Source organism: Spirosoma jeollabukense, assembly GCF_054777855.1.
Window position 1 is genome coordinate 166012 of record NZ_BAAHAD010000013.1, and the last position, 13137, is coordinate 179148.

Annotated in this window: 17 protein-coding genes; 8 read left to right on the forward strand and 9 right to left on the reverse strand. The window is 43.7% G+C overall.

The features are described from left to right. Positions 1 to 105: 105 nt before the first annotated feature. Positions 106 to 681 carry a DedA family protein gene (locus ACYVEA_RS30250; RefSeq protein ID WP_093835521.1) on the reverse strand — a complete coding sequence of 192 codons (576 nt, stop codon included), beginning with the start codon at positions 679 to 681 and terminating at the stop codon, positions 106 to 108. A gap of 451 nt (positions 682 to 1132) precedes the next feature. On the opposite strand from ACYVEA_RS30250, the gene ACYVEA_RS30255 reads away from it, so the two are divergent. Then, positions 1133 to 1702 carry a DJ-1/PfpI family protein gene (locus ACYVEA_RS30255; RefSeq protein ID WP_461117108.1) on the forward strand — a complete coding sequence of 190 codons (570 nt, stop codon included), beginning with the start codon at positions 1133 to 1135 and terminating at the stop codon, positions 1700 to 1702. A gap of 220 nt (positions 1703 to 1922) precedes the next feature. Here the strand turns inward: ACYVEA_RS30255 and ACYVEA_RS30260 are convergent, their stop codons facing one another. Then, on the reverse strand, positions 1923 to 2897 hold the full coding sequence (locus ACYVEA_RS30260; RefSeq protein WP_461117109.1) for an IS110 family transposase: 975 nt from the start codon (positions 2895 to 2897) through the stop codon (positions 1923 to 1925). Positions 2898 to 3178: 281 nt separating this feature from the next. Continuing rightward, the gene (locus ACYVEA_RS30265; RefSeq protein ID WP_461117110.1) at positions 3179 to 3607 is read right to left on the reverse strand and encodes a hypothetical protein; all 429 of its coding nucleotides are present in this window, start codon (positions 3605 to 3607) and stop codon (positions 3179 to 3181) included. Between the two features lie 933 nt (positions 3608 to 4540). Between ACYVEA_RS30265 and ACYVEA_RS30270 the strand changes: the two genes are divergently transcribed. Continuing rightward, entirely contained in the window at positions 4541 to 4975 is a 435-nt protein-coding gene (locus ACYVEA_RS30270) for a DUF6896 domain-containing protein (RefSeq protein ID WP_461117111.1), read from the forward strand. Positions 4976 to 4981: 6 nt separating this feature from the next. Here the strand turns inward: ACYVEA_RS30270 and ACYVEA_RS30275 are convergent, their stop codons facing one another. The 5 genes from ACYVEA_RS30275 to ACYVEA_RS30295 all read right to left on the reverse strand — a co-directional run bounded on the left by ACYVEA_RS30275 (position 4982) and on the right by ACYVEA_RS30295 (position 8671). Further along, entirely contained in the window at positions 4982 to 5389 is a 408-nt protein-coding gene (locus tag ACYVEA_RS30275) for a hypothetical protein (protein ID WP_461117112.1), read from the reverse strand. Positions 5390 to 6039: 650 nt separating this feature from the next. After that, positions 6040 to 6303, reverse strand: coding sequence for a hypothetical protein (locus ACYVEA_RS30280; RefSeq protein WP_461117113.1), 264 nt, complete (start codon positions 6301 to 6303; stop codon positions 6040 to 6042). A 192-nt stretch (positions 6304 to 6495) separates the two neighbouring features. Continuing rightward, positions 6496 to 7179, reverse strand: a complete 684-nt coding sequence (locus tag ACYVEA_RS30285; protein WP_461117114.1) for a hypothetical protein — start codon at positions 7177 to 7179, stop codon at positions 6496 to 6498. After that, positions 7176 to 8201, reverse strand: coding sequence for a DUF5712 family protein (locus ACYVEA_RS30290; RefSeq protein ID WP_461117115.1), 1026 nt, complete (start codon positions 8199 to 8201; stop codon positions 7176 to 7178). The genes ACYVEA_RS30285 and ACYVEA_RS30290 overlap by 4 nt, the downstream gene beginning before the upstream one ends. Then, positions 8198 to 8671, reverse strand: a complete 474-nt coding sequence (locus ACYVEA_RS30295; protein WP_461117116.1) for a BfmA/BtgA family mobilization protein — start codon at positions 8669 to 8671, stop codon at positions 8198 to 8200. The genes ACYVEA_RS30290 and ACYVEA_RS30295 overlap by 4 nt, the downstream gene beginning before the upstream one ends. Before the next feature lie 767 nt (positions 8672 to 9438). On the opposite strand from ACYVEA_RS30295, the gene ACYVEA_RS30300 reads away from it, so the two are divergent. The 3 genes from ACYVEA_RS30300 to ACYVEA_RS30310 are packed head-to-tail and all read left to right on the forward strand — an operon-like array spanning position 9439 to position 10915. Continuing rightward, on the forward strand, positions 9439 to 10392 hold the full coding sequence (locus ACYVEA_RS30300; RefSeq protein ID WP_461117117.1) for a RepB family plasmid replication initiator protein: 954 nt from the start codon (positions 9439 to 9441) through the stop codon (positions 10390 to 10392). Positions 10393 to 10437: 45 nt separating this feature from the next. Beyond that, positions 10438 to 10647 (forward strand): hypothetical protein, encoded by a 210-nt coding sequence (locus ACYVEA_RS30305; protein WP_093835395.1) that lies wholly within the window; start codon positions 10438 to 10440, stop codon positions 10645 to 10647. Continuing rightward, complete coding sequence (locus ACYVEA_RS30310; RefSeq protein ID WP_461117118.1) at positions 10637 to 10915, forward strand: type II toxin-antitoxin system RelE family toxin; 279 nt, start codon at positions 10637 to 10639, stop codon at positions 10913 to 10915. The genes ACYVEA_RS30305 and ACYVEA_RS30310 overlap by 11 nt, the downstream gene beginning before the upstream one ends. Positions 10916 to 10920: 5 nt before the next feature. On the opposite strand, the gene ACYVEA_RS30315 is transcribed toward ACYVEA_RS30310, so the two are convergent. After that, the gene (locus ACYVEA_RS30315) at positions 10921 to 11472 is read right to left on the reverse strand and encodes a hypothetical protein (protein ID WP_461117119.1); all 552 of its coding nucleotides are present in this window, start codon (positions 11470 to 11472) and stop codon (positions 10921 to 10923) included. 84 nt (positions 11473 to 11556) lie between these two features. Between ACYVEA_RS30315 and ACYVEA_RS30320 the strand changes: the two genes are divergently transcribed. From ACYVEA_RS30320 to ACYVEA_RS30330, 3 genes are all read left to right on the forward strand, one after another. After that, positions 11557 to 12129 carry an SMI1/KNR4 family protein gene (locus tag ACYVEA_RS30320; protein WP_461117120.1) on the forward strand — a complete coding sequence of 191 codons (573 nt, stop codon included), beginning with the start codon at positions 11557 to 11559 and terminating at the stop codon, positions 12127 to 12129. A gap of 60 nt (positions 12130 to 12189) precedes the next feature. Beyond that, complete coding sequence (locus tag ACYVEA_RS30325) at positions 12190 to 12447, forward strand: DUF7660 family protein (protein ID WP_461117121.1); 258 nt, start codon at positions 12190 to 12192, stop codon at positions 12445 to 12447. Positions 12448 to 12647: 200 nt separating this feature from the next. After that, positions 12648 to 13010, forward strand: coding sequence for a hypothetical protein (locus tag ACYVEA_RS30330; protein WP_461117122.1), 363 nt, complete (start codon positions 12648 to 12650; stop codon positions 13008 to 13010). Positions 13011 to 13137 lie beyond the last annotated feature (127 nt).

Genomic DNA, 13137 nt, shown 5'->3' on the forward strand with positions numbered 1-13137 from the left:
ACGGGCTATTTATTTGAGCGAATTGTGAGACAGTGATCTTTTCTGACCTTCAAAAGCCATCCATAGCATACGACCCCTTACTGCCTAAATTAATTGGTCTTTACGCTAGTCACCTTTTGTAAGCGGGACCTTAGGCTGGCGGTAGAGACGAATTAGCCCCCAAACTAAACCGATCAGGGCAAGCACGACGACCGCGGCTAGTTCATGCTGTCGCAGATCCGTGATGAGTACTTCCAAGCCTTGAGCGATCGTGTTACCCGCCAAGGCCACCACCAGGGCCCAGATCAGCGCTCCCACTCCATTCAGTAGCGTGAATTGGCGGGCTGGGTAGGCTGATGTTCCAATAGCGACTGGAATTAGGGTCCGTAAGCCCAACAGCGCGCGAAACCCCAGCACCAAGCTACTGCCATAGCGTTGTAGCATGGCGTCTACCCGAACCAGACGCGATTGCCAGGCTGGACGACGGCTAAGTAAAGCGGTGCCAAAGCGATCGCCGAGCACAAACCAAATTTGGGCCATCGTAAAGGAGGCTAGGGCGGCCAGGCCAATCACCACGGGCAGGGCGAAGTAGCCTCGGTGGGCTAGATAAGCAGCCAAGATCAAAAACGCCTCGCCTTCCAGTAGTACACCCACAAACAGGATCGGGTAGCCATAGGTAATGATCAAGGACTCAAGAGGCATGTGTAGTCGAATAAACGGGTCAGTCTTAGGCAAGAACTGACTAGTGGCGTCTTTGTTTCTAGCTGCTTAAAGAGTGATTTACGGGTGTTCTGCTCACTGGCTCTTCGATATGGCCTTTTTTAGGCGGACGCCTAAAAAAGGCCATATCGGCATTGTTTGATTGCTTAGATGACATCTTTTTCGTTTCACTTTATGGAGCGTTATTATAAGACCCTGATTTTTTACTATCTGTGCCGTGTGCGACCACCGCTAAGCGCGGTTCCCCCGCAACGGCGGACCGTGCCGGGACCAGCGGCTAAACTGGGCACTGCCGCTCAATTCACCGCATACAATTTGTTTCCAATCGTCATCAGAAATTCATGAGTAAATCGGCTCTTTCAGGCTTGCCCAAGTGGAAAGTTATTCGGGATAATGCCTATCTTTCCAAACTTTCTCTTAGAGCCTGCCTTCTATGAATTGCACTATTTTGATCGTTACCGGCGATGGTGGCGAAAGTTATGAAACCCTCTACGCTGTTCACCGTTTTCAGGAAGAGGGCGATTCAACCCGAATTGCCGCTCCCAGTAAACGGCGACTCAACTTGGTTATGCACGATTTTGAACCCGGCTGGGATACCTATATTGAGCGGCCCGGTTATTGTCTAGCTTCAGATCTAGCCATACAGGATGTGGTTGTCGAGGAATATAATGCGATTTTGTTGCTGGGTGGCCGTGCCCCCGAATACCTACGTAATCATGCCGCCCTGTTGGATGTCGTCCGCCAATTTGACCAGCAGGGTAAATGGGTTTTTGCGATCTGCCACGGGATACAGATTCTGGTCACGGCAGGTTTAGCCACCAACCGAACCCTAACCGCTTATGAACATGTCCGCACTGAAATTGAGATGGGAGGGGGTACGTATTCAACCCAGCAAGCCGTACGGGATAGGAACATGGTCACGGGTCAGACTTGGCAATCACACCCCGAATTTTATCGGCTGGTATTTGCCTGCCTCAATGAAGCGCAACTCGTAGAGAAGTAAGGAAGAATTGAGCGTTTTTACGAGACACTAACTTTTAATACCTGTCCAACTCAATCAGTCGCATACGCCTGGCATACTCGATCTAGTTAGGCACTCCAAATAAAGCCTTACCGACTTCTCCGCTGGTATTACCGTTCCCTCATATTTATAGCTTTTATACCATACATATTACTAATTTGTTACCTTACTATGTATTCTTTAACATGAACTGTGTTAAAAGTCAAGCAATCGAGCGTAAAATAGGCTGATAATTTGGATCATAATCTTCGTTGAATTTAACCACTGCATACGCCTGCCGAAGTAGTTTGTTGACGACCGCCATTAAAGCTACATTGGTTACTTTACCCGCAGCTTTTAAGCGCTGGTAACATTCTCGACATGGTTTATTATACCGGATCGCCGACAAACTAGCCATATATAATTGACCTCTTAGATGAGCATCTCCAGAGCGGTTAATACCCTTAGTTATGCCTACTTTTCCCGATTGATAGATGATCGGAGCCACGCCAATAAATTTAGCCAATGCCTTAGCTGAAGCAAAGTCTCGAAAGCCATTCGTCGTTTCAATTAGAGCGGTGGCCACGGCCTGAGAGATCCCTTTAATAGAGGTCAATCGCTTGTACTGGTGGGCGAAATCAGCTTGACACACCTGATTAATTTCTGCCTTTAATTGAGCAATAGCCGCCTGAAAATTAGCAATCATCTCTAGCAAACTTTGCTGAACGGTCACATCTTTTAAGGGTAAAGGCTGGAACGACTCCTGTAAATTAAGTAGCGCTACCCGCTGTTTTTGATATTGACGTAGCAACGTTCGTTTTTGTCTGAGCAACAACAAACCCTCGCTACTCATCTGATAAACAGGCGGTTGAATGATCCTCCCATATTCTGATAATAAGACTGCATCACGCGAATCAGTCTTAGTGACCGACAAATGCATTTTCGCGAAATGATGGCTCTGCTTAGGATTAATGACCGAGATCGTCACCTTAGATTGGGTAAGCATGTAGGTCACTAAAACTGAGTAAGAGCCAGTCGCTTCCAACACACAATGAGCCAGGTCAGGCAACTGATTTAAAAGGGCACGAATACCGTCTGGTGAATTGGCATATTCATTTACTTTCCAGCCAGCATTAAGCTTTGGAACAGCCACAGAAAGGCTATCTTTGGCTACATCGATACCAATGTAAGTTGTCATACGAAGAGGTAGTTACAAAGGGGAAAAAGAAAGGGATAACAGGGAGTTGGCGCCTTGAATTTTTAGACCCTAGCATAGCATACGCGGTTTTTCACCAATTGAACTGTCCAGGCTTTAAAATTCACCAGCAAGAGTCAAAACATGTTAAACAGGGTTAGCTAATAAAGCATCGGACTTACCCCACTGGTGGCTCAATTCACAGTTGAATAACTGTTTTTTTGAGTATTTTTCAATCCAGTTCAAACGTACTATAAAGGCACTTATACAACAGATTCGGGAGGTTATTTAAGGTCTTTAAACACAATAGTAAAGGGAACAGAATCCATACCCAATTCATGCCTTTTTCCATTAAATTCATCCAAGGTTAGAGGACCAAAATAATTCCTGTCTGTCGCTTTAGAAATCTTCTGGTTCAGGGGAATGATGAAGTAGTTAGTTATTGACTTATCAATATTTCTACTCTCGTTAAGGGGGTGTTGTTTGGCAACAATAAACTGGTCGGTTTGACCTATTGCAAAGACAGTAGCTTTAATGACCCCAACTCTAATTTCTTTATCTTCAATACCAATGGACATCTCGTTATAGTCATTATAAGCCTCTAGGTAGTAAGGCCCATTTAATTGTTTTTCATAGGTCGATGATCCATCCCAAATGCACGCAGATAATCCACAGATTATTACTACCGGAATGAGTTTTAGATCAATTTTCATGACAGCTATACTTTGTCAAAATTATATTTTTCCGATAGCTTACTTTTACTGTTTATCAGTCTATTTATGACTTTAAACACATAACATAAAATTAGTTATACAACATCTCTTTTCTAAGTACAAAAATAGCTTGAATATGATTGAGTTACAGAGTTGAATTTTTCTATTATGGAAGTACAGCATTTTTGCTTGTTTGATTTGATAAATCAGTAAAATAACTTATACGGTTTCCTTCAATTTTATAAGGTATTGCTAGGGGCTCTACCTGACTAATCTCGTTTAACTGATTAGTTCGTAAGTCGATAGCACATAGTTTAAAGCCGGACTTTTTCCAACTTTTTATGAACTGAGGAAGAATCAGCCAATGGTCTTTAAAAATAACGTTTGTCCCGAATTGTAAACCCGGATTAAAAGCTACTGAATTTATCGAAAGATGTCCTACCTCTGGACAACCTTGGCAGAGTTCCATCACGTCCACAAACTCAATAGTCGTATTAGTATAGTTATATATCAATGGGTTATCTGTAGGAAGGTACAATTGCATTTATTTGTTGGCTGTTGTATAACTAATTTTATGTTAAGAGAGTAATAAAAGAATTGAACAATTCTTTAGCATGAGTAAATATAGTAAAAGTTAAATTTTAGTGTAATCAATTTCAACTGTGACGAAGCATGACAGTTTTCATGAAGTTATTTGGCGTGTTTCTCATTTTATTGGGTTGTTTTAGCTTGTACTCGGCCTTTTTTACCGGCAACAAACGAACTTATCTTTGGCTCCCATCCCCTCTTAAATATTCTTGGGAAAAACTATTTGGAGGAAATGTTAATAAGGCAATAAACATTATAGGTGGATTTATAAGTATTTTTCTTGGGCTTATTTTGCTCAGATCAAACGTAGTTTTTTGAAGTTAAATTTGTTGTATAAGTGCAATTATGATAACCAAAGAAAAAATATTGCTCAATATTCAAGCCTACAAAGCTGCTATAGACGAAGTTAATACTAGGTTTCTACAGTATTGCAATGGCTGGAACATAGGTCAATTACCTATAGGTGGAACTCTAGGACCAATGGATTACAAATTTCATGGCATTGGTTGTCGAGCTGAAAAATTAGGTCAGGTTATTGACTTTGATTATAACAAAGATGAATACATTGAACATGTAACTACTGCCAATGTCCACTTAATAGTTAACCGCTTCGACATTTACAGATTCTTCAACTTTGTTAGGTCAAGCTCGGATCAGAGTGATGTGAATGGATTAGAGGCTGAGAGCCTAGAGCCACTATTTGAGGAGTTAGTAGCTGAAGGCAAATTAGAAAAACCTGACCAGTGGCACTTCAAATTTCCAACCTTTTCAGTTGTATAATTTGCTTTATGATAACCAATCGTTCTTTAGCGAATATTTGTCTTTCAATTCGTTCAGGTCTTTATGGTTGTAGTTTTTGGCTTCTAGATACTGGATTACTTGCTCAGCTGTTCTTCCAATGCTCTTTCGCAGCTCTTGCCAATCGATTAAATAGGAAGCCTGTACTTTGTCATTGAACACTAACTGGACATTGGATTTACTCTCTTTGAAGGAAAATGGCCCATCCATAAAGAGAAATTCACGTCTACCATTCGCAATAGTATCAAGCCACCAGGAGAGTATGAGAGGTGCATTGTCATTCCATCCTTTCTCCGGAAAAGCCTGTTGACCAACCTGCAAATAGATCGTGCCCGCAATCAGGCTCCCAGATTGTTCTAGAGTTATCAGGTCAACTACTACAACTGCTTCAAGCATACAAAAACTGTTACAAATCAAACGTTATGCTAACTTAGAAGCTGCTCCTGGAGATAGTTTACTCGCAATTGGCAATCTCACAATCTAGGGATATTCTATTAACATAATACTAGCCTTTTCTTTCCCCTTTCCAACGTACAATCCGGCCTGTTTTCATTGCTTCTGTGGGATGGTTGATCTAGGAATATTCCCTTAACATAACGTACCTTATACAACACTTCCCCAAAAAGTGCAATTATTGTTAGTCTCGAAACGGGGTGGTGACATCGTATGTCACCACCCCGTTTTTTGGCTATGTTCGTTCTCCTCTATTGATTTCAACTACGCACGTACTTGGTCGCTCTATCCGGTAGTGCTTAACGTAGGTGGTATGCCTTTTTGATAGCGTCAATCTCAGATTGAAGGTTGTCCAGCCGCTGGTCAATGACCTGCATTCTTTCGGTCAATGCCAATCGTTGGGCTGTAATTGCTTCTCTGGCTCTTGTAACCACCTTCCTTTGGTCGATTATGAGTTGTCGCGTCAACCTCGCACTAGCCAACCAACTAGCATCATCGTCAAACGGATGGTTCTCCATAGGTATGTAAATGCCCTTTGAGTAAATCATTGCCCATGGCTCCGGCAACAGGCAATGCTGGCAATCAATTGGGCTTTATTGACGGCTGGTAAAGAGAATTTCTTCCCACTCACGCTGAAGCAAGCGCAAGGGTCTTTGTAGAGGTTTTCCATCAAAGGCCTCAATAGGCAGCCAGGTGCCACATCCGGGGCTGTCGGACAATTTTACGTTGACAAGTTTCCAGCCAGCCCTAACTAAGACCGAAAGCATCTCAAAACAGGAATCAATGGTTTTTCCTCCGTACGTACATTCATGATAGTCGCATAGGGAATCATAACCGGAGAAGTAGACAATCACCATATGGTCAAGAGTTTACGTTGCCATTCTACAAAAACAGAAAAGCCTCGAAGAACTTATTGTTCATATGATTTATTTTACGGCCCTTTTATTCGATCAATAACCGGCTAAGGGTGCATCGGACGATCAAACAGGATAAAACTCAAATTGAAAAATGAACGACCCTCAGCTACTGCCTAAACGCTCACCCAACCCTTAAGGATGATAATACCGATCATACAAACGTTTCCCCTCCGGTTGGGTCTTCACCCAATCGGTGAATTCGCGTACGGCCTGCGTCTCGTTGCGCGCCTGGGCTAAAGCGGCTTCCCGCTGCTGGTTGGCCAGAATGGCCCCGCCCACCAGCACCAGAAAACCCGCAAAGATCAGTAGAGCCGATTGCCAGGAGGTGAACCCGATCCGGCTGGCCAGTACATCGGCTTTGCTGCGGCTGGCCCATTCAATCCGATTAACAGCCCGTGTACTGGCCTGCTCAATACGCTCCGCGGTGGCCAGCCCAATGGCTCGTATTTCGTTCACCCCTTCATCCGTAGCCGCCTTCAGGTTGCTCAGCGTAGGCATACCCTTGGTCAGCTCAGGGAGCATCAACTCAGCCATCTTCTGACTATTCAGCGTAAACTCAACACCTTGTCGAGCGGCCTGCATCAACGCCTCCAATTCGGCTGGGCTGGCCCCTCGGGGCCGTTTTTCCCAGCGATTGAAGCGTTCATTTAACCCTTCGATAGCGGTGCTCTGGCGGCTTAGTTCATCCACCAACCGTTGAATCGGATCAGAAGCGGGAGCAGGCTGCGGAGCCGGTGCGGGGCTACCCGCTGCGGGTATGGGGGTACTCGACGTAGGTTTCTGATTCAGGTTTTTTAGGAATTTGTTCTCGTTCATCGCTCTAAACCCCGACCCTGACGGGGCGTTTGTTGGATACTTTGTTCAATGCGTTGCTCCTGCTTTAGGCTTTCGGCCCGTTCTATCGCCAACTGACGAGCCTCCTCCTGCTGGCGCTGCTGGGCCAGTTGCTGACGAATCTGTTCGGCCTGCTCTAAGCCTTGGCTTAACGTGCGAACATCTTGTTGCTGGTAAGCCTGCCCTAAACCCATTTGTAACTCAATTTGCCGCTGCTGGCTGGCCAGCTCCAGGGCTTGAGCCTGCTCCCGTTGCTGGCTCCGTTCCAGCGCAGCCGCCTGGCTCAGTTCTGCTTTCAGGCCTTCATCCCCGTATTTCATGCCGTGTAGATACCGAAAGGATTCGGTTAAACTCCGCTCGTAGCCAAACCCCTGATCGAAGCGTTGCTCTACCCGCTGGCTAAAGCCGTTGCGCTCAAAACCGCCTAAGACTACGCCTTTGGTGGTGCCTTTGTGATTGGTCAGCGGACTCAGATGGTAGGGGTTCTTCCGTGCGTGCAAGCCTTCCGTAAGATCCTGCCGATAGGTCTTTAGGTTCTCGGTACGACTCACAATTACGTGGATGTGAGTCTGATCGCCCACCTTAATCCCTCCTTTGGCCTGCTCTCCCAACTGAACGGCACGGTCGGTGTAGTCGTAGCTACGGCTATGCTCAATCTTGGCATACCACACCAGATCCCGGCTGTCAATCCCCTTTCCAAAATTCTGGGCGTAGGCTTCCATCGCCGAACGGGTAAAGGCCTTTAAGGCCTCTGGATCGGAGCCAATATGGGCGAGTTCGGACTTGGAAGGGGCTAAGACAATCTGATAGTACTTATCATCGTCCCGGCCTAAATTCCGTTTGTTGGCATCCAGCTCAGCCGTGACCTGATACCCCGGTACCTGTTCGGCTTCCCGGCCAAACCACTGGCCAAGCTGTTCCTTCTCCAGATAGGCTACCAGGCCCCCACAGGAGCCACTGCGATTCGATAGGCCTGAACCACCGGGCGGTATCTTGGTCATCATAGGCCGTTCTGCTGGGCAATGAGTTGATCGGCTTGTTGCTTGTACTCGCTCCGGAGCGCGTTATCCACTAGAGCCGTTCGGAACGAGAGCCGCAGTAACGTCTGCACCGCTTCGACCACGCCGGTCAACTGCTCTTCCAACTGCGCCGGGGTTAACCCTGCCCCGGAACCTGCTTCCGAGGCCTGCCGTAAGGCCTGCACGTCGGCCTGCATGGGTTTGAGGAGGGTTTTCTCCTGCTCGCGGATAAATCCAATAAAGCGTTTATCCAGCGCGTCCACTTTATCGGTCAATTTCTTCAAGACAACATCCGGCGCATCGGCTTTGGGATAGCGGGGATCGAGCTTAGTCACGGCGAAAAATTGCACCATTGCACTCACCAAATCTTTGTGAGACAAGCCTAATTGATCACCTAGTTTCTCCAATTGGCGGTGGGTACCCAGGCTAATCGATAAACTCTTCCGATCAGACATATTGATAAAATTTACGCATTTTACAATTGATTATTAGGCAGTTATATAAATAGTATTCAAAAAATTAGTTTGTTACAGATATATACGGATAGTAAATTACTGATTATCAACCTCGTAGAGCGAGACGAACGGTATGGAACGTAGTGGAATAGCGTTCCGTCTCGCTCTTTAATAAGACCGTACCACGACACGCGCGCCGGAGGGTTTACTATCTCATTGGGAAGCTATATAGGATTAGATAAACTACCAAATTATACATTGGCCAGCTGGGGAAATTAAATAGATAGGGCTATGTGTATTGGAAAGGGGATAGTATAGGATTGTCTCTTTTCTTTTCAGCAGTCTTTACTAAAGGGGTATTTGAATTACTATTGGAATAATACAAATCGTGGAACAGTTAACTAAATTTATAGTTACGCGCCCCGGTGCGGTTTTAGTTTTTGCTTTCTTTTTTCCCATTCGCTTTAGCTAGTCTTATTTGCTGCTTTTTTCATTGTGGATAAGTTTAGTTTTTTACCCCTTTTTTACCTCTCAAAAGCCGGTTTTTTGGCATTTGCACTTTAGCAAATTATTCTTTTGCAAACTTTACGGCCTCGTAACTAATTGATTATTAGTAATTTATAGGTATGTTTTATGCGTAATTGGCGGAGTTTTATGCGTAATTGGCGGAGTTTTTAAGGGTATTTTATGCGTAATTGGCGGAAATATGACCTTTTTAGTTGCTTATTTTGTGGACTTTATTTAAAATTACGCACAAAATAGAAAGAATGACGCAGATAGAGACATTCAAGCAAACCAATGCTATTACAGGTGCTAGATATGACTATACCACTACAGAGAAGCGGTTGATCTATTTATCACTTATTGAAGTGATGAAAACCGTTCAAAATGGAATCGCTGACGATTTTTTTAAAAGGGAACTGATTCTATTTATTCCTGAAAGTCAGCTTAAGAAGTCTGATGAGCATGATCATAGATACAGAGATTACAGAAAAGCAGTCGTTAGCCTACGTAAGAAAGATTTCTCTATCGATGCTCCTGATGGGGGGTGGATTGAGACAGGGTTTGTCAATGGTGGCCAATACATAAAGGGCAAAGGACTAGAAGTATCTATTTCAAAATATGTTCTGCCTTATCTCTACGAACTGACGAAGCGGTTTACCGTACTTGATGCTACGGTAGTGATGACCTTAACTAGTAAGTTTTCTCAGCGATTTTACGAATGGTGCTGTCAATGGAGGTCGGTCGGTCGGTTTGAGTATAATCCTGATAGCTTAAAAGAAGTACTGTGCATTAAGCTTCCAGTTGGCCAACTAAAGAGAGATGTCATTGAGGTAGCTCAAGCTGAACTGATGGACATGTACGAGGAAGGCATAAGTGATTTGTATTTCACTTACAGCGAGGAGAGAGGTGGTCGTGGCCGTGGCGGATCTGTAAAGGGATGGGTTTTTAAAATTCATACGAAGAAGAAAGAAGTAGCTCAGGAAAGGGCCAAGAATGAGGATGTCGTCTTCGTCATGCGCTTTTTAGGTCAAATCTTTGGGAAAGACTCACCATTACTAGATCAGGCCTTAGAAGCGCTTAAAACGCACGAAAACGTCAAGCTATTTGCCGAGCGAGCGGATGAGTTACAGACATCGGGCAAACTTGATCAAACCAAAAATAAGCCCGGCTACATTCGCTCAATCCTTCAGAAAGAATTTGGCCTCGATAAGAAGTAAAAAAGCGTAGTAAAGCTGTTATTTAACCAACCAAAGAATAAGCAAATGAATGCAACTGCAATTCGTCAAGGCATTAGTTACGTCACTAACAGTAAGGGGGAAAAAACGGCTTTGCAACTGGATTTGACCAATGTAGCTGTTCAGGAGATTGTAGAAGACCTAATGGACACCCTTGATGCTGTAGAGCGACGTGGTGAGCCTACGCGCCCTTTTGAAGACGTAAAAAACGAAATCTTAGCAAGCCGTGGCTTATAAGATTGTCGTAACCGAGTCAGCGGCCAAGGAGTTAAAACGCATTCCGGCCAAGATGCAAGACCGGATATTCGAAAAAATAGAGGATCTAGCAGAGGAGCCAAAACCACATGGCCATAAGAAGTTGAAGAACTTCGATATGCCGGGCAGCGACCAAGATGATTACTACCGGATTCGAGTGGGCGATTACCGTGTTATCTACACGATAGAAAATGAGCAGATAACTATCTTCATTATGAAGATAGCTCATCGTAAAGATGTTTATGAATAGAAACGCTAACCAAATAACCGTTGGAAGAATCCCCTTTTTTCCTGTACCGGTATTCGGTCGGCAAGTTGGGTAATCATGCCTTTAATATCATCCAGTTCAGTACGTAAGTCTTCCTGTTTCATGGGTGGCTGATTCCCTTTTTTTAGCTGTTCTTGAGCATATTGGCGTAGATCTTCATTCATGTACTGACCAATAGTCTTACCCGTTCGTGTTGCAGCTTTTTCTATGGCCGTTCGTGTTTCCAGATCCACACCTCTAACCGTCCAAGGTGTTACATCGGGAGCTTTACGAGGACGCCCGCCTCTGTTTTTGTCTATTTCAGGTTTTGTCTGACTTAACTCCAGTTCTGTCAGCGCTGATTCTGTGTCCTGCTGACGTAACTCCGGTTCTGTCAACACTATTTCGGCGGGTTGCTGACTTAACTCCGGTTCTGTCAGTGCCGTTTTTATAGGCTGCTGACGTAACTCCGGTTTTGTATTTGCATCAATTGGGTCCATAACAGTTGTGTCAGACGTTTTGTCAGACACATAGTTAAAGGATTTTTCAGGTATATACAAAACCTAGGTTTTGTCAGCGCAAACAAACTTAGGGGGAGAGCTTATCATAACATAGATTATACAACAAAATTAACCTGAGCTAGGATGGAAGGAATCTTGGAGCGATTAAATCAACTCAGTCTTCGGTATCCAGAAGATATTACCCTTTACCCGCATACGAAAGAGAGTCATCTAAAGGTAGTGAAGGGTATTGGTCGCATTCCTGATAAATTCAATCCTTATCTGTTGGAGTTCTTAAAGTTTACCAATGGAGCGTCTATCTTAGATTACTGCTTCATGGGATTCAAAAACAGACAGTTAGGCATTGATTTAGATACCTATATGCTTGATTTTTGGTTTGAACATAACAGATACGCCTTTGCCTTGCCGTTTATGAGAAACACCCAAAAGGAGCACTTCTGCTTATGGATGGAACCAGGGGAGACTTTCCATAGTGTGGTTTACATAGATATGAACGTTGAAGGAAATCCCGTGCCGATTGCTTCTACCTTCTACCACTTTATAGACACGTTTGTCCGTGATTTAGCAGATAGTCTCTTAAAAGGGGAGACTCTTTATATAACTGAGAATCATTGGCCATTAAACCAAGCGCATTGGCTAAAAAACGATCCTAACTTAGAGAAGGTCAAACTAGAGGAGCCAACACCACTTAAGTAGTTCATCAAGTGATACAAACTTTCGTTGGCTAACATAAAGCAAATTATACAACAGTTTTGAATGAGAGATTTTAAAGTCCAAGTTGATAGTATATCTTCAAAAGAAGACTTTACTAGGTTTTTAGGTACTCTACTTGAAGACCTTCAATCAGACCGATCTGCTTGGGAAAATAATACTCTGGATGAGTACCTAGACGGGATCAAAAGTTGGACTGAAGATATGGACGGCTATTACATCAACATAGGTAAGCCGATTCCAGAAAACGTTAATTGGCGTGTTTTTGCCGAAATTCTAACGGCTGCAACTCGATACGAATAGTTTCCAGACTAACATAATGCCACTTATATAACGGTTATGCAGCTATTAAAAGAGCTACTAAAAGCCCTAGGTACGGGTCTATTGATATGCGTGTTAATAGCCCTCTTCTTCATTCTTCTATTTTTTATACCCTTGTGGTTTAATCACAGCTAGTTTTTGAGGATTCAGTTTACATATTGCCACTTATATAACAGATTTAAATGAATTTTGACGATTACTATTGGCATGACTCTACGCTCAAATCAATCAATATTGATCGAAGCAATCCGGGTCATAACGACTCTATCGTACTTGAAATAGAATGGTATGATACGGGGATCAGTAAGTTGATTTTCCAGGACGTTTACAAAGCAAAGTTTGACTTGAACTTTGGTATCATAGCCCAAGAATCAATATTGGATGCTTACAGTACAAAGGAAAATGAAGAATTGTATCTGCTGGCTACTAAATGGACAGGTGTGTTTCCAGTTCATGAGCTAACCTGTTACATTATTAACACTAATTCAACCGCTGGTCAGATTAAGATCTGCGCTAAGGGCTTTACAATAGATGACAAAAACTGAACTACTTGTCCATTATATGGAAATAGTTTCTTAACATGAACTGTGTTAAAAGTCAAGCAATCGAGCGTAAAATAGGCTGATAATTTGGATCATAATCTTCGTTGAATTTAACCACTGCATACGCCTG

What these genes read in the sequence shown, in the direction of transcription:
- ACYVEA_RS30295 (WP_461117116.1), bottom strand. Translation starts at nt 8,671, where the DNA reads ATGTCTGATCGGAAGAGTTTATCGATTAGCCTGGGTACCCACCGCCAA.
- ACYVEA_RS30280 (WP_461117113.1), bottom strand. Translation starts at nt 6,303, where the DNA reads ATGGTGATTGTCTACTTCTCCGGTTATGATTCCCTATGCGACTATCAT.
- ACYVEA_RS30290 (WP_461117115.1), bottom strand. Translation starts at nt 8,201, where the DNA reads ATGATGACCAAGATACCGCCCGGTGGTTCAGGCCTATCGAATCGCAGT.
- ACYVEA_RS30275 (WP_461117112.1), bottom strand. Translation starts at nt 5,389, where the DNA reads ATGCTTGAAGCAGTTGTAGTAGTTGACCTGATAACTCTAGAACAATCT.
- ACYVEA_RS30285 (WP_461117114.1), bottom strand. Translation starts at nt 7,179, where the DNA reads ATGAACGAGAACAAATTCCTAAAAAACCTGAATCAGAAACCTACGTCG.
- ACYVEA_RS30260 (WP_461117109.1), bottom strand. Translation starts at nt 2,897, where the DNA reads ATGACAACTTACATTGGTATCGATGTAGCCAAAGATAGCCTTTCTGTG.
- ACYVEA_RS30250 (WP_093835521.1), bottom strand. Translation starts at nt 681, where the DNA reads ATGCCTCTTGAGTCCTTGATCATTACCTATGGCTACCCGATCCTGTTT.
- ACYVEA_RS30305 (WP_093835395.1), top strand. Translation starts at nt 10,438, where the DNA reads ATGAATGCAACTGCAATTCGTCAAGGCATTAGTTACGTCACTAACAGT.
- ACYVEA_RS30255 (WP_461117108.1), top strand. Translation starts at nt 1,133, where the DNA reads ATGAATTGCACTATTTTGATCGTTACCGGCGATGGTGGCGAAAGTTAT.
- ACYVEA_RS30330 (WP_461117122.1), top strand. Translation starts at nt 12,648, where the DNA reads ATGAATTTTGACGATTACTATTGGCATGACTCTACGCTCAAATCAATC.
- ACYVEA_RS30325 (WP_461117121.1), top strand. Translation starts at nt 12,190, where the DNA reads ATGAGAGATTTTAAAGTCCAAGTTGATAGTATATCTTCAAAAGAAGAC.
- ACYVEA_RS30270 (WP_461117111.1), top strand. Translation starts at nt 4,541, where the DNA reads ATGATAACCAAAGAAAAAATATTGCTCAATATTCAAGCCTACAAAGCT.
- ACYVEA_RS30265 (WP_461117110.1), bottom strand. Translation starts at nt 3,607, where the DNA reads ATGAAAATTGATCTAAAACTCATTCCGGTAGTAATAATCTGTGGATTA.
- ACYVEA_RS30320 (WP_461117120.1), top strand. Translation starts at nt 11,557, where the DNA reads ATGGAAGGAATCTTGGAGCGATTAAATCAACTCAGTCTTCGGTATCCA.
- ACYVEA_RS30300 (WP_461117117.1), top strand. Translation starts at nt 9,439, where the DNA reads ATGACGCAGATAGAGACATTCAAGCAAACCAATGCTATTACAGGTGCT.